The 18,578-nt window shown below is 42.1% G+C and carries 19 protein-coding genes; 2 read left to right on the top strand and 17 right to left on the bottom strand.

Annotation, left to right across the window (positions count from 1 at the left end; translation table 11 throughout):
- Window positions 1–4: 4 nt before the first annotated feature.
- The 15 genes from nuoK to FMM05_RS04960 all read right to left on the bottom strand — a co-directional run bounded on the left by nuoK (window position 5) and on the right by FMM05_RS04960 (window position 12,088).
- Window positions 5–325 carry an NADH-quinone oxidoreductase subunit NuoK gene (nuoK, locus tag FMM05_RS05030; RefSeq protein ID WP_143372241.1) on the bottom strand — a complete coding sequence of 107 codons (321 nt, stop codon included), beginning with the start codon at window positions 323–325 and terminating at the stop codon, window positions 5–7.
- A gap of 1 nt (window position 326) precedes the next feature.
- Window positions 327–830 carry an NADH-quinone oxidoreductase subunit J family protein gene (locus tag FMM05_RS05025; protein WP_143372240.1) on the bottom strand — a complete coding sequence of 168 codons (504 nt, stop codon included), beginning with the start codon at window positions 828–830 and terminating at the stop codon, window positions 327–329.
- Window positions 831–832: 2 nt separating this feature from the next.
- Window positions 833–1,378 (bottom strand): NuoI/complex I 23 kDa subunit family protein, encoded by a 546-nt coding sequence (locus tag FMM05_RS05020; protein WP_143372239.1) that lies wholly within the window; start codon window positions 1,376–1,378, stop codon window positions 833–835.
- A gap of 42 nt (window positions 1,379–1,420) precedes the next feature.
- Window positions 1,421–2,461 carry an NADH-quinone oxidoreductase subunit NuoH gene (nuoH, locus tag FMM05_RS05015; RefSeq protein WP_143372238.1) on the bottom strand — a complete coding sequence of 347 codons (1,041 nt, stop codon included), beginning with the start codon at window positions 2,459–2,461 and terminating at the stop codon, window positions 1,421–1,423.
- Between the two features lie 2 nt (window positions 2,462–2,463).
- Window positions 2,464–3,507, bottom strand: a complete 1,044-nt coding sequence (locus FMM05_RS05010; protein WP_143372237.1) for a 2Fe-2S iron-sulfur cluster-binding protein — start codon at window positions 3,505–3,507, stop codon at window positions 2,464–2,466.
- A 138-nt stretch (window positions 3,508–3,645) separates the two neighbouring features.
- Window positions 3,646–5,025, bottom strand: coding sequence for an NADH-quinone oxidoreductase subunit NuoF (gene nuoF, locus FMM05_RS05005; RefSeq protein WP_143372236.1), 1,380 nt, complete (start codon window positions 5,023–5,025; stop codon window positions 3,646–3,648).
- Window positions 5,026–5,027: 2 nt separating this feature from the next.
- Entirely contained in the window at window positions 5,028–5,570 is a 543-nt protein-coding gene (locus FMM05_RS05000) for an NADH-quinone oxidoreductase subunit NuoE family protein (protein ID WP_143372235.1), read from the bottom strand.
- Window positions 5,571–5,575: 5 nt separating this feature from the next.
- Window positions 5,576–6,811, bottom strand: coding sequence for an NADH-quinone oxidoreductase subunit D (locus FMM05_RS04995; protein ID WP_143372234.1), 1,236 nt, complete (start codon window positions 6,809–6,811; stop codon window positions 5,576–5,578).
- 23 nt (window positions 6,812–6,834) lie between these two features.
- Window positions 6,835–7,365 carry an NADH-quinone oxidoreductase subunit C gene (locus FMM05_RS04990; RefSeq protein WP_143372233.1) on the bottom strand — a complete coding sequence of 177 codons (531 nt, stop codon included), beginning with the start codon at window positions 7,363–7,365 and terminating at the stop codon, window positions 6,835–6,837.
- Window positions 7,365–7,916, bottom strand: coding sequence for an NADH-quinone oxidoreductase subunit B (locus tag FMM05_RS04985; protein ID WP_143372232.1), 552 nt, complete (start codon window positions 7,914–7,916; stop codon window positions 7,365–7,367). The genes FMM05_RS04990 and FMM05_RS04985 overlap by 1 nt, the downstream gene beginning before the upstream one ends.
- Before the next feature lie 61 nt (window positions 7,917–7,977).
- Window positions 7,978–8,343, bottom strand: coding sequence for an NADH-quinone oxidoreductase subunit A (locus tag FMM05_RS04980; protein WP_143372231.1), 366 nt, complete (start codon window positions 8,341–8,343; stop codon window positions 7,978–7,980).
- A gap of 291 nt (window positions 8,344–8,634) precedes the next feature.
- The gene (locus tag FMM05_RS04975; protein ID WP_143372230.1) at window positions 8,635–8,832 is read right to left on the bottom strand and encodes a cold-shock protein; all 198 of its coding nucleotides are present in this window, start codon (window positions 8,830–8,832) and stop codon (window positions 8,635–8,637) included.
- A gap of 129 nt (window positions 8,833–8,961) precedes the next feature.
- Window positions 8,962–9,621: a porin family protein gene (locus FMM05_RS04970; RefSeq protein WP_143372229.1), complete on the bottom strand. Its 660-nt coding sequence runs from the start codon at window positions 9,619–9,621 to the stop codon at window positions 8,962–8,964.
- 97 nt (window positions 9,622–9,718) lie between these two features.
- The gene (gene aspS, locus FMM05_RS04965; protein ID WP_143372228.1) at window positions 9,719–11,464 is read right to left on the bottom strand and encodes an aspartate--tRNA ligase; all 1,746 of its coding nucleotides are present in this window, start codon (window positions 11,462–11,464) and stop codon (window positions 9,719–9,721) included.
- A gap of 72 nt (window positions 11,465–11,536) precedes the next feature.
- Window positions 11,537–12,088, bottom strand: a complete 552-nt coding sequence (locus FMM05_RS04960; RefSeq protein WP_143372227.1) for a hypothetical protein — start codon at window positions 12,086–12,088, stop codon at window positions 11,537–11,539.
- Between the two features lie 178 nt (window positions 12,089–12,266).
- Between FMM05_RS04960 and FMM05_RS04955 the strand changes: the two genes are divergently transcribed.
- Complete coding sequence (locus FMM05_RS04955) at window positions 12,267–13,253, top strand: TlpA family protein disulfide reductase (RefSeq protein WP_143372226.1); 987 nt, start codon at window positions 12,267–12,269, stop codon at window positions 13,251–13,253.
- Window positions 13,254–13,423: 170 nt separating this feature from the next.
- Window positions 13,424–13,771, top strand: a complete 348-nt coding sequence (locus tag FMM05_RS04950) for a toxin-antitoxin system YwqK family antitoxin (RefSeq protein ID WP_143372225.1) — start codon at window positions 13,424–13,426, stop codon at window positions 13,769–13,771.
- 56 nt (window positions 13,772–13,827) lie between these two features.
- On the opposite strand, the gene FMM05_RS04945 is transcribed toward FMM05_RS04950, so the two are convergent.
- Both FMM05_RS04945 and FMM05_RS04940 read right to left on the bottom strand, forming a co-directional pair.
- Complete coding sequence (locus FMM05_RS04945) at window positions 13,828–16,449, bottom strand: DUF7507 domain-containing protein (RefSeq protein WP_143372224.1); 2,622 nt, start codon at window positions 16,447–16,449, stop codon at window positions 13,828–13,830.
- Window positions 16,450–16,492: 43 nt separating this feature from the next.
- On the bottom strand, window positions 16,493–18,448 hold the full coding sequence (locus FMM05_RS04940; RefSeq protein WP_143372223.1) for a GEVED domain-containing protein: 1,956 nt from the start codon (window positions 18,446–18,448) through the stop codon (window positions 16,493–16,495).
- Window positions 18,449–18,578: the final 130 nt, after the last annotated feature.

Below are 18,578 nucleotides of genomic sequence, written 5' to 3'. Positions count from 1 at the left end.
GGCGTTATCCTTTTAGTTTCTTTAAATTATCAATGTCAATACCATTATGGTTACGGTATACTGCTACCAATATGGCAAGGCCTACGGCAACCTCGGCAGCGGCAACGGCCATCGAGAAGAACACGAAAACCTGCCCTGCTGCATCCTGGTGGTAGGTAGAAAAAGCTACCAGCAACAGGTTAACGGCATTTAGCATAATTTCTATAGACATGAACATAACAATGGCATTACGGCGGTACAATACCCCAAAGATCCCTACGCAAAACAGCAGGGTAGAAAGGTAAATGTAGTTGTCTATGCCAACTTGTTGTAATATATTTTCCATACTAATTATTGATGTGTTCTTTTTTAGACAATAGTACCGCACCAATCATAGATACTAATAACAGTACCGATGCAAACTCAAATGGCACCATATAGTTGTTTAGCAATACCTGCCCCAACACTTTAATAGACTGGTAATCCTGCCCTGATACTTTGTACTCGTTTATTACCGGCTGCGATTTGATAAAGGTAGCCAATAGTATTAATGCCACAAGGCAAAAAGATACGGCAGCCGCCACACGCGATAATATAGGTTTGTTCTTTTCGTCGGCCTTATTAAGGTTCATAAGCATTATCGTAAAGAGCATCAGGATCATGATAGCGCCTGAATATACAATGATGTGTACTATGAATAAGAATTGTGCATTAAACATTAAATAATGCCCGGCTATAGAGAAAAAACAAAGAACCAAATAAATAGCACTGTGAATAGGGTTTTTGCTTAGGATAGTTAAAAACGCTGTACCTAAGGTAATGGCCGATAAGATGTAAAATAGTGTTAGCATGTTTAGTTAGCCGTTTGCATTTGGGTATTTCTTATAGCCATATCCAATGGCATAACAAGTTTTTCTTTTCCGTAAATAAAATCTTCCCTGTTAGTGTTAGATTTTACCATTACGCGCGATTTTGTAAGGTAGATAGCCTGTTTAGGGCACGCCTCTTCGCACAGGCCGCAAAAAATGCAGCGCAGCATGTTTATCTCGTAAATAGAAGCATATTTCTCTTCCCTATACAGGTGTTTTTCCTCCGGCTTACGCTCTTCAGATTTCATCGTGATAGCCTCTGCAGGGCACGAAAGGGCGCACAAACCACAGGCAGTACAACGCTCGCGGCCTTCTTCGTCGCGCATAAGCATGTGCTGGCCACGGTAAACAGGGCTAAGCTCACGGGTTTGTTCCGGGTACTTGATGGTAACCTTCCTGGTAAATAAATGCCCAAGGGTAATCCATAAGCCTTTTGCAATAGCTACAAGGTATAGGCTCTCCAAAAAGGTCATCTTTTTGTTGGAAACCTCCTTTTTACGGCCGGATAATGATATGGTTTCTATTGACATTGTATTATTCTTTAAACCTGAAATCCAGGTGTTGTCTTTATTCTAAAGGTTTTGGTCTGCCAGTAATATTATAATACCGGTTACAATAATGTTTGCAATGGCAAGCGGTATAAGCATCTTCCATCCTAATTTCATCAACTGGTCATAACGGAACCTTGGTATTGTCCATCTAACCCACATATAAAAGAAGATGAAGAAGCAAATTTTAGCGAAAAGCACTATTATACCGATGATATTAGCGCCATTAGAACCTATAACGCTCTCAACCCAATCCATACCAGGGTAGTTGTAAGCACCAAAGTACAATATTGCTAATATGGTTGATGATATAAACATACTTGCGTACTCTGCAAATAGGTAAAAGCCCATTTTCATAGACGAATATTCGGTGTGGTAACCGCCAATAAGCTCGGCCTCACACTCGGCAAGGTCAAAAGGTGTACGGTTGGTCTCTGCAAAAGAGCACACGAGGAATATCAAAAAGCCCACAGGCTGGTAAAGCACGTTCCATCTCCAGCTGTGTTGGCCGGCAGCAATTTCGCCAAGGCTAAGGCTTTCCGTCATCATTACTAACGAAACGATGGCAAGACCCATTGCAACCTCATACGATATCATTTGTGATGAAGCACGCATGGCACCCATCAGCGAGAATTTATTGTTTGATGCCCATCCGCCTATCATGATGCCGTAAACACCTACAGATAGCACGCCGAAAACGTATAGCATGCCAATATTAATATCGGTAGCCTGAAGTACAACATCGCGGCCAAAAATGCTTAGCTTATCGCCCCAGGGTATAACGGCACTGGTCATTAAGGCAGTGGTCATAGATATGGCCGGGCCTGCAATAAACAGGAACCTGTTCTCGGTATTAGGAAAAAACTCTTCTTTAGAGAACAGCTTTAAACCATCGGCAAGGGGTTGTAAAATACCACCCGGGCCCGCACGGTTAGGGCCTATACGGTCCTGGAACCAAGCTGCAATTTTACGCTCGGCTAATGTTTCGTACATTGCAAAAAGCATTGTAATGGCAAAGATCACCACTATAAAAATACCTTTCTCTATAATTATTGCCTGATCCATAGTTATACGTTTCCTTCTTTATAAATTTCGGCCTCTTCGCGCTTAAGCGGAACAGCTGGCATACTTATTTTTTTACGGTCCTGGTCGCGGCCTAACAAAATGTTATGCTCGGTCTCTATCTTAACAGGCTGAATTTCCCTTGTATAGTTATTTTGGTTAATAACCGAATCTTTCTCAAATTTACGAGGCCCTTCAATTACCCAGTCTGCCGTGTCTTTATGGTCAAAACGGCATTCGTTACAAATAAACTCTTCCACTTCGTGGTAAACGTCTTTACGGGCAGTAACCCTTTGTATCTCGTTACCAAACATCCAAAGCGTGGTTTTACCACAGCATTTAGTACAGTTTCTATGAGCGTTGTACGGTTTGTTGAACCATACCCTTTGTTTAAACCTGAAAGTTTTATCGGTAAGCGCTCCAACGGGGCAAACATCGATCATGTTACCCGAAAACTCATTGTTGATAGCTTTAGATATTGCAGTAGAAATTTGCGAATGGTCACCCCTGTTCAATACACCGTGTACACGGTTATCGGTAAGTTGGTCAGCAGTCATTACACAACGGTAGCATAGGATGCAGCGGTTCATGTGAAGCTGAATCTTGTCGCCAATATTTTCGGGTTCAAAAGTCCTTTTCTCTTCAATAAAGCGCGTTTTAGCAGCACCGTGCTTAAAGCTAAGGTTTTGCAGGTCGCACTCACCAGCCTGGTCGCAAACAGGGCAATCCAGCGGGTGGTTGATCAAAAGGAATTCAGTAACCGATTTACGGGCATCTACAACCCTTTCAGATGAGATGCTTTTCACTTCCATACCATCCATAACACCGGTTACGCACGATGCCATAAGTTTAGGCATAGGGCGAGGGTCGGCCTCACTACCTTTAGAAACCTCTACAAGGCAGCAACGGCATTTACCACCGCTACCTTTAAGTTTGGAGTAATAGCACATGGCTGGCGGAACTGATTCGCCGCCTATCATTCGCGCAGCCTGCAGGATGGTGGTCCCCGGTTCTACGTCTATTTCCTGGCCGTCTATTGTTACTTTCATTGTAATTTTTTGTTTGAAAGTTTCAGGTTTCAGGTTTCAGGTTGCCAAAAGGCACCTTACATCAAAAACGTTACAAACTATATTTTAAAGCCTTTGCACGGTTTTATGCGTAGCGTTATGACTTTTAACTTTTAAACTTTATGACTTACTTACACTACCTTGTTTTACCACCAGGTGCTTAACCTTTTCAAAAGGCTCGTTTACAAAGTGGTTTCTGTCTTTAATCTTTTCAGGAAAACGAACATGGTATTCAAATTCATCCCTAAAGTGGCGTATGGCTGCTGCCACCGGCCATGCTGCTGCATCGCCAAGCGGACAGATGGTGTTGCCTTCTATTTTACGCTGGATATCCCAAAGCAAATCAATATCTTCTTCGCGGCCGTGGCCGTTCTCTATACGGTGCAGTACTTTTTCCATCCAGCCAGTACCTTCACGGCACGGTGAGCACTGCCCACAGCTTTCGTGGTGGTAAAAGCGGCTAAAGTTCCAGGTATTACGAACTACACAAGTAGTATCGTTATACACTATAAAACCACCTGAACCTAATGAAGATCCTGTTGCAAAACCACCATCGGCAAGCGATTCGTAGGTCATTAACCTGTCTTCTCCTGCTGCTGTTTTGTAAATAAGGTGTGACGGTAATATAGGCACCGATGAACCTCCGGGAATCAAGCCCTTAAGAGGCCTGTCGTTCATCATTCCGCCAAGGTATTCATCAGAATTCATGAATTCATAAACCGTCATACCCATATCAATCTCGTAAACACCAGGGTTTTTACAATGGCCTGAAGCCGAGAACAATTTTGTACCGGTACTGCGGCCTACGCCAATTTTAGCATATTCCGCTCCAGTGTTGTTAACGATCCACGGCACTGCCGAGATGGACTCAACATTGTTAACCACGGTAGGGTTAGCCCATAAACCGCTAACAGCGGGAAATGGTGGCTTGATGCGTGGGTTACCTCTTTTACCTTCTAACGACTCAATAAGTGCGGTTTCTTCGCCACAAATGTAAGCGCCTGCACCACAATGAACATGAAGGTCAAGATCCCAGCCCGTACCTAATATATTTTTACCCAGCCAACCGGCAGCGTAAGCTTCTTTAATTGCTTTTTCTAAGATGTGGAAAACCCACATGTATTCGCCACGTATGTAGATGTACGATAAATTACAGCCTAATGCATAGCTTGAAGTGATCATTCCCTCTATTAAAAGGTGCGGAATGTACTCCATAAGGTAACGGTCTTTAAAGGTACCGGGCTCCGACTCATCGGCATTACAAACAAGATGCCTCGGCTTACCTGATTTCTTGTCTATAAAACTCCATTTCATACCCGTAGGGAAACCGGCACCACCACGGCCACGAAGGCCACTGGTTTTAACCTCTTCAACCACTTCATCGGGCGTCATGCCTTTAAGTGCTTTTTCTACAGAGCGGTAACCACCATTTTGGCGGTACACTTCGTAGGTTTTTATGCCGGGAACATTTGCATGTTCTAATAATATCTTTGTTGCCATTGTTATTCAGTAATGGTCAGTTTATGTAATTCTACTTTTCCTGCCCTGCAATCATCTATAAGCGCATCTACCTTATCTTTAGTAAGGTGCTCTTTGTAATGATCGCCAAGTTGCAGCATAGGTGCATAGCCACAGGCACCAAGGCACTCTACGCCCACAACGGTAAACAGTCCGTCTGCTGTGGTTTCACCCTCTTTAACACCCAGTTTATTACAGGTATATTCCATCAGGTCTTCAGATCCGCGGATGGCGCAGCATGAAGTCCTGCAAAATTCAAACATATATTTGCCGATAGGCTTTTGGTTATACATGGTGTAAAAAGATACCACCTCGTACACCTCTATAGGCTTAATGCCAATGATCTCGGCAACTTTATCCTGAAGTTCAATGCTAAGCCAGTTATCGTGTGCATCCTGTACTTCGTGAAGTATGGGCAGCAGTGCCGATTTTCTTTTATCTGCAGGGTAGTGGCTTAAAAGCTCATCAATGCGTGCGGTTAGGGCTGCATCAATATTTATAACCTGTTTTGCGTTACTAATTTCCATAATCGTTAAGCGTCTAATTCGCCTGCAATAACATTGAGGCTGGATAATGTTGCAATGGCATCAGAAAGCATTTGCCCCCTTACCATATCGTTAAAGGCCTGGTAATATATAAAACATGGCCTGCGGAAATGCAGCCTGTATGGCGTGCGGCTACCATCTGTAATAAGGTAAAAGCCAAGCTCGCCGTTACCGCCTTCTACCGCATGGTATACTTCGGTTTTTGGTACAGGTACTTCGCCCATTACAATTTTAAAGTGGTAAATAAGCGCCTCCATGTTGTTGTATACCTCTTCTTTTGGAGGAAGGTAATAATCAGGCACATTAGCGTGAAAAGGCCCTTCGGGCAGTTTTTCTAACGCCTGTTTTATAATTTTAAGGCTTTCCCATACTTCGGCACTGCGCACGCAGAACCTGTCATATGTATCGCCTGATTTCCCTACGGGAACATCAAATTCAAAGTCTTCATAAGAGCTGTACGGCGTTGTTACACGCACATCATAATCTATACCGGCAGCCCTAAGGTTAGGGCCGGTAAAACCGTAGCTCATTGCCTTTTCGGCAGATATAGGGCCTACATCAATAGTACGGTCCATAAAAATACGGTTACGCATTAGCAGGTTTTCAAACTCCTGCCATATTTTAGGGAATTCGTCTAAAAAGTCATTTATTTTTTTGAATGCGGCAGGGCTCCAGTCCCTTTCAAAACCGCCTATGCGGCCCATGTTTGTAGTTAGGCGGGCGCCGCATATCTCTTCATATATTTCGTATATTTTTTCGCGGTACTGAAAAACGTATAAGAAACCGGTTAATGCGCCTGTATCTACACCAAGTACCGAGTTACAGATGATATGATCGGCAATACGGGCAAGCTCCATAACAATTACCCTAAGGTATTGCACACGTTTAGGAACTTCAATATTCAGGGTTTTCTCTAAAGTCATCCACCAGCCCATATTATTAATAGGCGATGAGCAATAGTTCATCCTGTCGGTAAGCGGGGTTATTTGGTAAAATGGCCTGTTTTCGGCAATTTTTTCAAAAGCGCGGTGTATGTAGCCTACGGTACCTTCGCCATCAAGTATCCTTTCGCCATCCATTAAAAGGATGTTTTGAAAGATACCGTGTGTAGCTGGGTGTGTGGGCCCAAGGTTTAATATAGAGAGTTCGCTGCCGTCTTCATTCTGCTTTTGCTCAATCATCTTGGCATAGCGGTGCTCTGGTGGTAATAACAGGTCTGACATTTTATATAAAAATTTATTCCCGGTTAATTATTGTTTACGTTATCCGGCTTGCGGCCAAAAAAACGGTCATCTTTATCGGTACGGCCGCCATCTTCCAGCGGAAACTCCTTACGCATAGGGAACGATACCATCTCATCCATATTAAGGATCCTTTTAAGCTGCGGGTGGCCTTTAAATATGATTCCGTAAAAATCATACGTTTCGCGTTCCTGCCAGTTAGCGCTTAAAAAGTGGTTGGTAGCAGTTTCTATCTCAGGGGTTTCTCCGTTAAGGAAACATTTAAAACGGATCCTTGCGTTATCATACCAGTTGTGCATGTGGTATACCACGGCAAACTGCCTGTCTATATCATTATCAGGATAATGTATACCGCAAACATCGGTAAGAAAATTAAAACGCAGTACAGGGTCTTCTTTAAGATAACCCATTACCTGGGCCATTGATCCTGATTCTACCTCAAATGAAAATATATCGTTAAGCTGTATAAAGCCGGTAACTTTGTCGCCAAACCTGCCGGTAAGCTTTTCTTCTATTACAGATGTCTCTAAAGCCATTATGTTATGTTATAAGAAGCCATTAATTCCTGATACTCCGGCGAACTCCTGCGGCGAACCGATTCGCTCCTTACAATGTCCTGAAGCGTCATGATACCATCCAGTATCTGCTCCGGCCTTGGCGGGCATCCTGGTACATAAACATCTACCGGGATAACTTTGTCGATACCCTGTAGTACAGAGTACGTATCAAACACACCACCCGATGATGCACACGCACCTACGGCAATAACCCAGCGTGGTTCGGCCATTTGTTCATACACCTGACGTAAAATAGGGGCCATTTTTTTAGCAATGGTACCCATTACCAAAAGCATATCGGCCTGGCGTGGAGAAAAGCTCATACGCTCCGACCCGAAACGGGCCACATCATAATGCGATGCCATGGTAGCCATAAATTCTATACCGCAGCATGATGTTGCAAAAGGCAATGGCCAAAGCGAGTTGGCGCGTGCCATACCTACAACGGTATCAAGCTTGGTGGCAAAAAAGCCGCTCCCTTCCACTCCCGGAGGGGCATCAACTATTTTAATATCTTTTGAATTGCTCATTGTAATTTAGTTTTTGATTATCAGGTATATAATGCAATAAGCATACCCAATAGCTCTTTCTTTATTCCCACTCAAGGCCTTTTTTCTTCATAACGTAGAAGAAGCCTACAATAAGCAGGAACATAAATATGCCCATTTTCATTAATCCTTCAAAACCCATCGCACGGAAGTTAACCGCCCACGGGTACATAAATATAACCTCTACGTCAAACAAAACGAAAAGTATGGCTACAAGAAAATATTTTACAGAGAAAGGAATACGTGCATTACCTACAGATTCTATACCGCACTCAAAGTTTTTATCCTTGTTTAGTGAGTTTCTTTTAGGGCCCAAAAGTCCTGATACAAAGATGGTTCCTACTACAAAACCTACTGCCAGCAGCGTTTGCATTAATATAGGGAAGTAATCTACCTGACTTGTTTGCATAAACAGATGTTTAATTTTGTGAAACAATTCACAAATATACACGTCATAATGAAACAAATTCAACGTTTTGTTGAGAGAAAAAGAATATAACCCCAATTTTTACTGGTTCTAAATAAAAGCTGATTTCGTAATGAAATAGGGCTTATATGCAGATTTACTATATTACTTTTTTAATGTTTGTCAATTTGTTAAAAAAACAATTAAAAAGATGCTTTTATGGAGCGTTTAATAAAAAAAGCCACCCGTTTGGGTGGCTTGATTCGTTGGAGGTAATGATAAATATATAGAATATTAGTCAATGGCAGCTACCTTAGCAGCTACTTTACCTTTTTTGCCGTCTTCTTCAACATAGCTCACTTTGTCACCTTCTCTTAGGCCTTCAACCTGAAGTCCTGTAGCGTGTACAAAAATGTCTTTGCCTGTTTCGTCGTCTGTAATGAATCCAAAACCTTTAGATTCAATAAAAAATTTTACTTTGCCTGTTCGCATTATGCAATAAAAAAAATAATTAATAATGCTTCAAAGGTAAAATTAATATTGACACTACAAAGCGAAACGTTAAAAAAATTAAATAATAATTAAATTAAACTCCTGTTTTTTATTATGTTGCAAAAATTATTACAGTTCAAATGCCCAGTTTACAATTAGGTTGAAGGCGTTTGTCTTAATTACATCTGAATATCCCTCAGTGTCGTCTATATTAGATAATCCGAAATTATTTCTCAGCTCAATATTTATATCGGATGTATTGCCAACCTTTAAGCGTGTGCCTGCGCCCAGATTTACCCCGAAGTCTACAGGTTTAAAATCGCTTGAACCTCTCCATTCTCTTATCGTTTCGCCATTTACCTTTATAATGTCATCTACGTAAAAACTTACATACGGACCGGCATTTATAAAGAAGTTTTTCTTGGATCCTATGTAATACCGAATATTTAGAGGAACCGTTATGTATTGTAAAATTACCTTTTGTTCGTATCGCATCATACCTTCAAAACCAGTGTTGTAATCATAACCATATTCCATAAACGTAGCCTTTGGTGTTTTACGCTCATAATTTATGTTCATAAAGGCGCTAAATTTATTGTTGAGGGGTACTTCTAACGATAATCCGGCTAAAAAATCAAATCCGTATTTGTATTCATCTGCTACATCGTTGCCGGTAAAATTAGCCAGGGTAGCACCTGCATTTATGCCTATTTTAACCTTATCTTTTTCCTGAGCAACAATTAATGTTGTAAACAGGGCGCATAGTAAAATGTGTAAAGTGTTTTTCATGGATATTTATTATTGAGGTGTATAATTGATAACAAACTTAAATAAAATAGCCACGCTTATAAATTACAGGCGTGGCTACTTATAGCTGTTTTATAAGCTATTTTAATTTAATATGAAGCTCATTGAGCTGTGCATCATCAATTACAGATGGTGCATCGATCATTACGTCGCGGCCGGAGTTGTTTTTAGGGAAGGCAATAAAATCGCGTATGGTTTCCTGGCCGCCCAGTATGGCAACAAGCCTGTCAAAACCAAAAGCAAGGCCACCGTGTGGCGGTGCACCGTACTGAAAGGCATCCATAAGGAAGCCAAACTGTGCTTTTGCCTGCTCCTCTGTAAAGCCTAAATATTTAAACATAAGTGCCTGGGTAGCCTTATCGTGTATACGTATCGATCCGCCGCCTATTTCATTACCGTTAAGTACAAGGTCGTAAGCGTTAGCGCGTACAGCACCTGGATTGGTCTCTAATAAGGCGATATCTTCCGGTTTAGGGGAAGTGAACGGGTGGTGCATCGCGTGAAAACGCTCAGATTCCTCATCCCACTCCAATAGCGGGAAGTCTACCACCCAAAGCGGTGCGAAAACCTCCGGATTACGCAGGCCAAGGCGTGTGGCAAGTTCCATACGCAGGGCGCTAAGGCGCGTGCGGGTTTTGTGCGCATCACCACTTAGTACTAATATAAGGTCGCCCGGTTGTGCGCCGGTAATTTGTGCCCATTGCTGTAAATCAGCGGCATCATAAAATTTATCTACGGATGATTTTATAGAACCATCAGCTTCATATTTGGCATACACCATACCGCTGGCACCTACCTGTGGGCGTTTTACCCACTCTATAAGCTCGTCAATTTGTTTGCGGGTGTACGATGCTGCCCCAGGTACTGCAATACCCACAACAAGCTCGCTGTTATTAAATACTGTAAAGTCTTTGTGTTGGGCAACGGCGTTAAGCTCTCCAAACTCCATCCCAAAACGGATGTCCGGTTTGTCATTACCGTATTTTTTCATTGCCTCGTCATACGTCATGCGTGGGAATGGGCCTGTTTCAACACCCTTAACCTGTTTAAGCAGGTGGCTGGCAAGGCCTTCAAACGTTTGTATAATATCTTCCTGCTCTACAAAAGCCATTTCGCAGTCTATTTGTGTAAACTCCGGTTGGCGGTCGGCACGCAAATCTTCATCACGGAAACATTTTACGATCTGGAAATACTTATCCATACCACCTACCATAAGCAGCTGCTTAAAAGTTTGTGGCGATTGCGGCAGGGCATAAAACTGGCCTTCGTTCATACGGCTTGGCACTACAAAGTCACGTGCCCCCTCCGGGGTAGATTTTATAAGTATCGGTGTTTCAACCTCTACAAAGTTTTGTGCAGAAAGGTAGTTACGTACCTCCATAGCTACTTTGTGGCGAAACAGCAGGCTGTTTTTTACCGGGTTACGGCGAATATCAAGGTAACGGTATTTCATGCGGATGTCTTCGCCACCGTCAGTCTCATCTTCGATAGTAAAAGGCGGGGTAATAGATGCGTTAAGTACAGTAAGCTCGCTTACCAGTATCTCAATATCTCCGGTTGCCATAGCAGCGTTTTTGCTTTCGCGCTCTATAACAATGCCCTTAACCTGTATAACAAATTCCCTGCCCAGTGTAGTAGCTAACTCTAACACCTCTTTTTGAGTGCGCTGCTCATCAAAAATAAGTTGGGTTATACCGTAACGATCCCGTAGGTCTACCCATATCATAAATCCTTTGTTACGCGATTTTTGCACCCATCCTGCTAAGGTTACTTCCTGGTTAATATGCGAGGCATTAAGCTGCCCGCAATTGTAGCTTCTGTACATTACATGTAATTTTTTGTGCTGCAAATTTAGTAACTATTACCAATAATGTATAAGAGCTGCCCAAAAACATTTTTAAGGCTGTTTTTTAGCCTTATCAGTTTCTTTAAAAGTGTTTATAATCTGTGCCATTTTTTCCTGATTGTCTTCTCTTTTATCTTCAAGCGTCCACACCACTATCTGGTAATACGTGTTCTTGCCCTCTATAAAAGCAAGCTGCCAGTATACCGGAATTTTATCTACAACGCCGCTTGCACTAGTAACGATGGCATTAAGGCCGTTGATTTTAGTTTCTTTTAGCACAGGAGCTGTGGTAATAGAGCTGCTCTCTTTCATATTGTCAACAAGTAAATCGGCATAACCCTTAAGGGTAGAGGTATATTCCAGGCCATTTTCTTCAAAACTATCATGCACCGTTTCTTTAGACTCATCCAGTACAATAATATAAAACTCCCTAAAAGTATTGGCATATTCTAACGACGCATCGTCGTGGAGTTCTTTGTCTTCAGTTAAAAAAGAGGGCAGGTCTACACGGTAGCGGCCATCTATATTAACGGTTTGGGTACCTTCATCGCACGATATGAACAGCAACAGGGCAAGTGGGGCTAAAAGTAATTTTAATTTCATTTTTAAGAGATTGGTTTGTAGCTACTAAAGTAACAAAAAGCAATAAAGTAAGATGTTATAGTAATCTAATTGTTTTTCATTATTTGTATTTAGGACGGCAGCTAAAATAATTGAGGCATTTTGTGGTTATATGTCATACTAATCTTTAATTTTACATTCATTAAAAAATAATACTGATATGAAAAAAATCCTGTTACTGTTACTCCTTGCAGCTACCGGTACTTATGCCCAGGCTGATAAAGTAAAGTTTACGGCTAAGATACAAAACCGCAATAGCGATACCCTTGTTATAAGGTCGCGTGCCTTTACAAAAAACATAATTGCTGATAAAAAAGGTGTGTTTACCGACTCTTTTGAAGCACAGCCGGGCATTTACCAGTTGTTTGACGGTACTGAATATGCTACCCTTTACCTAAAAAACGGTTATGACCTTAGCATGACGATGGATGCTAAAAAGTTTGACGAAACCATTGCCTTTAAAGGTGCAGGCTCTAAAGAGAACAATTTTCTTGCGCAAAAAACGATTGGTGATGAGAATATATTGGCTGAAGTTGGCGCTGCCGGCGATGAAGCTGCTGTAGATAAATACCTTGCAGCAAGGACTGCCAAATACGAGGCTGCCCTTAACGATAAAGATATTGATGCCAATTTTAAAAGCATGATGGGCCAGCAGCTTAAAGGTGAGGCTGAGCAACTAAAAGGTATGGCGCTGCAAAGCATTCAGGCTAATAAGATGAAAGGCCAGCAATCGCCTACATTTGCTTATGAAAACTTTAAAGGCGGCACAACCAAGCTTGAAGATTTTAAAGGTAAATATGTTTATATTGATGTTTGGGCTACCTGGTGTGGGCCATGCCGCCAGGAAATACCTTTTTTACAAAAGGTAGAAGAGAAATACCACGGTAAGAACATTGAGTTTGTAAGCCTTTCTATAGATACCAAGAAAGATTATGAAAAATGGAAGAAAATGGTAGGCGATAAAAAATTAGGTGGTGTGCAAATTATTGCTGATAACGACTGGAAATCAGCATTTACGCAGGCTTATGGTGTTAACTCTATACCAAGATTTATATTAATTGACCCACAAGGTAAAGTAGTTGAAGCCGATGCTAAACGCCCATCTGACCCTGCGTTACAGGAACAACTTGATAAATTGCTAAAATAAGCAAAACGCTTAAAACCCTTATAAACCCTGCCACTCGCAGGGTTTTTTGATTTTTTCAATGTTAAGTTTTTCTCAATGTTACCAAATTGTTAAGCCAACGTGTCTTTTGTGTAAATTAATTTACATATATTTGTTTTAAGAATATGTATAACCTTAAACGCTAAACAGATATGAAAAAGATTATTGTTGCCGGAATGCTGCTTTTTGCAGGTGTTTTATCAGCCCAATCAGTTAAGCCTACTCACGAAATAGAGAACAATATTATAAAATCTACTTACTATTACGATAACGGCAACGTTAAGCAATCCGGATACTATAAAGACGGAAAGCTTCACGGAAGCTGGGTTGCCTATAATGAAGATGGCACCAAGCAATCTATGGGAGAGTATGTAAACGGGCAAAAAACCGGTAAATGGTTCTTTTGGACAGGCGCAGTACTTAACGAAGTAGATTATAACAACAGCAGGATAGCCGATGTTAAAAAATGGTCTAAAGATGCAATTGCAGTGAATAAATAAAATTACCCTTTTATAATAAAACAGGCAGCCAATTGGCTGCCTGTTTTTGTTTAGTATCAATTGTTCCGGTTGATGTAAACCCAACCTGTTTGGGCTGCTTTTTCTTCAAAGTAAACAATATAATAGTAGGTGCCGATAGGTAGTTCGTTATCGCTGTTGTCCTGGCCTTCCCACTGATTGGTATAATTAGTATGGCTGTATACCTGCCTGCCATAACGGTTAAATATCTCAAGCTTATTTATGGTGCCCAATTCGGTAAGGTCAAACCTATCATTCATGGTATCACCATTAGGCGATATACCTTTTGGTATAAAAAACGGCGGGCAGGTAGTACACGGCTCCGGCCCGGTAGCGCAGTCAAGGCATGGTGTATCTGTGTCAACAGCCTTATTATTACCAAGAACGGGATCAAAAATATCGCTTTCGGCTGTAGCTACATTAATAAGATTTCCCTCAAAATTATCCGGTATCGTAAGGGTTACGGTGTATGTAACACTTTCGCCCGGTAGTAGGTTATTTACCGTTTCATTAAGCGCGCTACTACCTGCAGTTGCGTTACTGCCTGTCCATTCCATAATAGTTATACCAGCTGGAAGGTTATCATGGATATCAACATTATAAGCTATAGATGGCCCATCATTAGTAACTGTAATGGTATACGTAACGATAGTTCCCGCCTGATACACCTCCTGATCGTTGGTTTTTGTAACCTGAAGGTCGGCTTCTACAACAATATTAGTTATAGTGGCATCTTCCTCTTCGGCTGTAGCCGGATCGTCTGAACTTGCCTTTACAAAGATATCGTTATACGTTTCGCCAATAACGGTAGCCTGGTTAACCACAACACCTGCAGCAACATCGGCGGGAGTAATAGTATGCTGGGCCGTAATGGTAATACTTTCTCCGGGAGTTAATTGCACAATTTGACTTGGAATTATACTTCCTGCATCGGCGTTATCGTCGTCAATAACAATATCATGTACCGTTATATTGCCTGTATTAGTAAGTATAAGTGTATACGTTATAATTTCACCTTCGTTGTAATAGGTAGTATATTCAGCAGCTTTGCTTAAATACAATTCTCCGTTAGGCGTTACTGATGATGTATTACTAGCCAGTTCAATGTCATTATTAAGTCCGGTTATGGTAGCAGTGTTGGTGTGATCACCGCTAACATTTACGGTTGCCGTTATAAACAGTTCATCTTCATTGTTTACTGCTAAATCGCCAATATTCCAAAAACCTGTGATTGGGTCGTACGATCCGGTATTTGTAGTATGCGATGTATAAATATATCCTGTAGGCAGCACATCGGTAACAACCACATTGTTGTCATTTTGCGGGCCTGCATTTTTCGCGGTTAACTTAAAGGTAACTTGCCCGTTTACTACATCGGTAATGGTTTTAATAATCTGTAAATCGCTGCATACCGTTACAGCCACAGCATCCGACTGATTTGTAGGCCCACATGCTAAAGTACCTGTTACTGTATAGTTACCCGTTGCAATAGGTGTATGTTGAGCTTCCGTTGCACCCGTAATAGCTATACCGTTAAAATACCATTGGTAAGGTGCCATGCCCGGTGTTGCCGCAATAACAGGATTACAGGCATCGGTTTGTGTTATTACGGGTGTATCCATTGGCGCAGTAAAAGGATACAATACCATACAGGTGCCATTATCGGTAATTTTTACAGCGTAATCCTGAATACCATTCCCTGTTATCACAGTATATTGCGGCCCTGTTGCACCCTGAATTGCGATACCCTGATAATACCATTGGTAAGTGGTGTTGTTGCTTAAAGGCTGCGCAGGTGTGGCTGTAAGTACATTACCGTTAATGCAGATGTCCCCGTAGTCTACTTCAAAGATCGGTGTTTCATTCAAAACAAGGTTGTCGAACAAAAAGTAGGGTGAGCATTGGTTTGGAGGATATAGCGACGTGAATACAGGGTAATTGGGAGGCAATATGCCTTCCGGAGGGCCAATGCTTATCGCCCTGATGTTAGTGGGCGGAGTAAAGTTGAGCGTGAGTTGCGACCACTCTACAGCGGGGTCGTAGGTTGCGCTCCCCAAAACGAACCATGCCAGATTTTGTGTAGGCGCATTAACACCGGCTACCATCAGATTAGTACAGGTAGCCGACCCGTATATGGTAACCTCTACCGGTTCATAATCCGGTGTATTGCCGCAGGTTATGCCTGCCGGATGGTATGATGTATTAGTTAGCGGAAAGCATGCAATCAGCATTTTAAGGGTATAGTTTGTGCCCGCTATTAAATCGGACGGCAGGCAGGTAGCCAGGTACTCTTTATAATCGTTTATAAAGGCGGCACCCACAACACCATCGCCATGCGGAAAGGGGTATAGCCCTGTAGCAGGGAAATCCTGCAGCAAAAAGCCACAGGAATTATAATAATCGGTGCTGGTAAACAAATTACCCGATACCCATGGCGTGCTGTAACTCATTTGCCCGTAGGTCGTGGGGCATTGCGAATGGTTCTCGAAAGAAGAGTTAAGGATAAGCGATGGCAACTGGCAGGTACATTCCGGGTCGTTAAGGTCTATAAGGCCATCACCGTCATCGTCTATGCCGTTGTCGCAAATTTCAGACCCCTGTGCATATATACTACAGGCAAATAATGCTTGTAGAAAGAATAATATAGCAAATTTTTTCATGTTGAAAGAAAATATAAGAAATTAAGCAGCTGCCATTAAATGGTTATTGCTTTACTACTTTAAATGTTTTAGAACTGCCATTAGCAAGGCTCGCTTTAACCATATAAATACCGTTGCCAAATGCCTCGAGGCTTGCTGTGTTACCTTTTACAGACTGCACCACTTGGCCTAACGCGTTGTAAACCTCTAAACTGTTAATGGCATCTGCGGGTGTAATAGTTATAGTGCCCAATGTAGGGTTAGGATAAAGTGCAAGGCTGTTTTTATAGATATCATCAAGGCCCGATGTACTTTCCTCGGTAATGTTTATAGTGTAGTCTTCTGCCTGTCCGTAACCTAATGAGTTGCAGGATGGCGCTGTGCCGTTAAACTTTTTAATTACCCTCAGGCTTGTTGTGCCAAGTGGGGCATCAGCCGGGGCAGTAATAGAACCCGTTGCAGTAATGGCATCGCCACCGGTTGAATTTGTAATGGTGCCAACTTCAAACATTTCGCCTTCGTCTTCAAAGCTGTTGTTCCTGTTCCAGTCTGCATAGGCTGTAATATGATGCGTAAAATTACCGTTAGTGTTACCTTTAACGGTTATTGGTAGTGTTTCGCCAAGGGCTATATTTGCCATAAGGTTTGTAAAATCTTCCTGTGCCGGTGTAGTTCCTCCCACTGTAGCCGATGACTGGTTGTTTAGCCCTCCAAAAGAAACCAGTGTGATAGGCTCAACGTTACCCGGGAAGCTTACTTCGCAAGGATGCTGGTTGCTTATAGTGATGGTTATTTCATCTAATATGTTGCCGTTCTCGGCAGATGTTGCCCTAACAACTACAGTACCGTTAGCAAAGCCGAATACAAGCCCGTTCTGGTCTATTGTTGCAAATTCAGATCCTGATACAATTTCCCATATAACCAGCTGGCTTACATTTACCGGTGTAACGACAGCCGTTAGTGGCAGGCTGCCCAGGTTTTCAGTAATTTCCGGTGCAGCTTCTTGTAAAGTAGCAACGGTTACATCTTCAACCATGTTAGAAACTTCGTAGTGTATCTTAATGTTTGGGCGGTCTTTAAACTGTCCGCCACCACTATTGTGGTTTAGAATTATTGTTTCGGTAGCATCCATATCTATAGATGGCAAAGGCCATGCGCCGGTCATGTAATCTTTGTACCCCGGTGTAAACTGCCATGCAACAAAGCTGCTGAATTGCGCTGCGGGATAATTGGTATGGTAAAATACAGATGCTACTTCAAGTCCGTTGCCGGTATATTCTATGGGCTCTTCAAAATTAAAATCAACCCAGCCCTGTGCGGCAGACAAAGTAAATTCGCTATTGTCATATACCTCGGTATGTGATACTTCTATATCGGCTAATGTTGTCTCCATACTCAGCGGTGCTGTATTGGTAGAATTTTTTACAAGTAGCTTTACACGCACCGGTGCAAAACCATCGCTGGATGCATTGCTTACCTTGTTATAGGCAACTCCGGTTATCATTGCGCCTTGTGGTATCTCAGTTGCCTGCAATTCTTCAGCAGAGTATAGCATGTTAGAGACACCACCTTTTCTTGTAGTTACCATAACATACATTACAGGGCCGTACAACGAGAGATCCTGCCCGGTACCCTCACCAATTTGTACGGTATGAGGCGTAGCAGAGGGGAGTGTGCTAAACGTTTGTGTAGCCCATTCACTTGTATCTTCCGTACCACAAAGCGAGCGTACAGTTAATGTATAATCAGTATCTGTAGTAAGGTTTAATACAAGCAGGTTATTGGTTTGTGCCGTGCCTTGCTGTATGGCGGTATCGGTACCTGTAACTTTAATTTCCCAGCCGTAGCCGTTGGCAGGTAAAGTGGCGGGGGCTGTCCAGTTAAACAGGCCGTGAGCCATACCGCTGGCGTTTAGTGTCAGCTCTTGGGGTGTTGCACAATCCTGTGCAGGCGCAGGCGTGCACGCAAGCATAAAGAGCACGGCCATAGCTTTGGCTGTACTTAGTAAAGAATGTTTCATAGAATTATTTAAAATTGATTATGTACGTAACAACAGCCATTAATTTTGTTATTGTAGTAGTAGTTATAACATTTTAATAGCCTCTATATGTATTTAGTCTAAATAATAATAGTTAGATTTGTGCAAAATT

Origin of the sequence: Flavobacterium zepuense, assembly GCF_007097145.1 — a bacterium.
GTDB lineage: Bacteria > Bacteroidota > Bacteroidia > Flavobacteriales > Flavobacteriaceae > Flavobacterium > Flavobacterium zepuense.
The sequence above is the reverse complement of the archived record's forward strand: the minus strand, read 5'-3'. Positions and strand labels throughout refer to the sequence as shown.

Bases quoted from the DNA above. Each gene is read 5' to 3' on its own strand.
- FMM05_RS04980 (WP_143372231.1), bottom strand. From the start codon at position 8,343: ATGCAAACAAGTCAGGTAGATTACTTCCCTATATTAATGCAAACGCTG.
- nuoH (WP_143372238.1), bottom strand. From the start codon at position 2,461: ATGGATCAGGCAATAATTATAGAGAAAGGTATTTTTATAGTGGTGATC.
- FMM05_RS04985 (WP_143372232.1), bottom strand. From the start codon at position 7,916: ATGAGCAATTCAAAAGATATTAAAATAGTTGATGCCCCTCCGGGAGTG.
- FMM05_RS04955 (WP_143372226.1), top strand. From the start codon at position 12,267: ATGAAAAAAATCCTGTTACTGTTACTCCTTGCAGCTACCGGTACTTAT.
- FMM05_RS05010 (WP_143372237.1), bottom strand. From the start codon at position 3,507: ATGAAAGTAACAATAGACGGCCAGGAAATAGACGTAGAACCGGGGACC.
- FMM05_RS04940 (WP_143372223.1), bottom strand. From the start codon at position 18,448: ATGAAACATTCTTTACTAAGTACAGCCAAAGCTATGGCCGTGCTCTTT.
- FMM05_RS05025 (WP_143372240.1), bottom strand. From the start codon at position 830: ATGCTAACACTATTTTACATCTTATCGGCCATTACCTTAGGTACAGCG.
- FMM05_RS04975 (WP_143372230.1), bottom strand. From the start codon at position 8,832: ATGCGAACAGGCAAAGTAAAATTTTTTATTGAATCTAAAGGTTTTGGA.
- aspS (WP_143372228.1), bottom strand. From the start codon at position 11,464: ATGTACAGAAGCTACAATTGCGGGCAGCTTAATGCCTCGCATATTAAC.
- FMM05_RS04950 (WP_143372225.1), top strand. From the start codon at position 13,424: ATGAAAAAGATTATTGTTGCCGGAATGCTGCTTTTTGCAGGTGTTTTA.
- FMM05_RS04990 (WP_143372233.1), bottom strand. From the start codon at position 7,365: ATGGCTTTAGAGACATCTGTAATAGAAGAAAAGCTTACCGGCAGGTTT.
- FMM05_RS04945 (WP_143372224.1), bottom strand. From the start codon at position 16,449: ATGAAAAAATTTGCTATATTATTCTTTCTACAAGCATTATTTGCCTGT.
- FMM05_RS05020 (WP_143372239.1), bottom strand. From the start codon at position 1,378: ATGTCAATAGAAACCATATCATTATCCGGCCGTAAAAAGGAGGTTTCC.
- FMM05_RS04995 (WP_143372234.1), bottom strand. From the start codon at position 6,811: ATGTCAGACCTGTTATTACCACCAGAGCACCGCTATGCCAAGATGATT.
- nuoF (WP_143372236.1), bottom strand. From the start codon at position 5,025: ATGGCAACAAAGATATTATTAGAACATGCAAATGTTCCCGGCATAAAA.
- FMM05_RS04970 (WP_143372229.1), bottom strand. From the start codon at position 9,621: ATGAAAAACACTTTACACATTTTACTATGCGCCCTGTTTACAACATTA.
- FMM05_RS05000 (WP_143372235.1), bottom strand. From the start codon at position 5,570: ATGGAAATTAGTAACGCAAAACAGGTTATAAATATTGATGCAGCCCTA.
- nuoK (WP_143372241.1), bottom strand. From the start codon at position 325: ATGGAAAATATATTACAACAAGTTGGCATAGACAACTACATTTACCTT.
- FMM05_RS04960 (WP_143372227.1), bottom strand. From the start codon at position 12,088: ATGAAATTAAAATTACTTTTAGCCCCACTTGCCCTGTTGCTGTTCATA.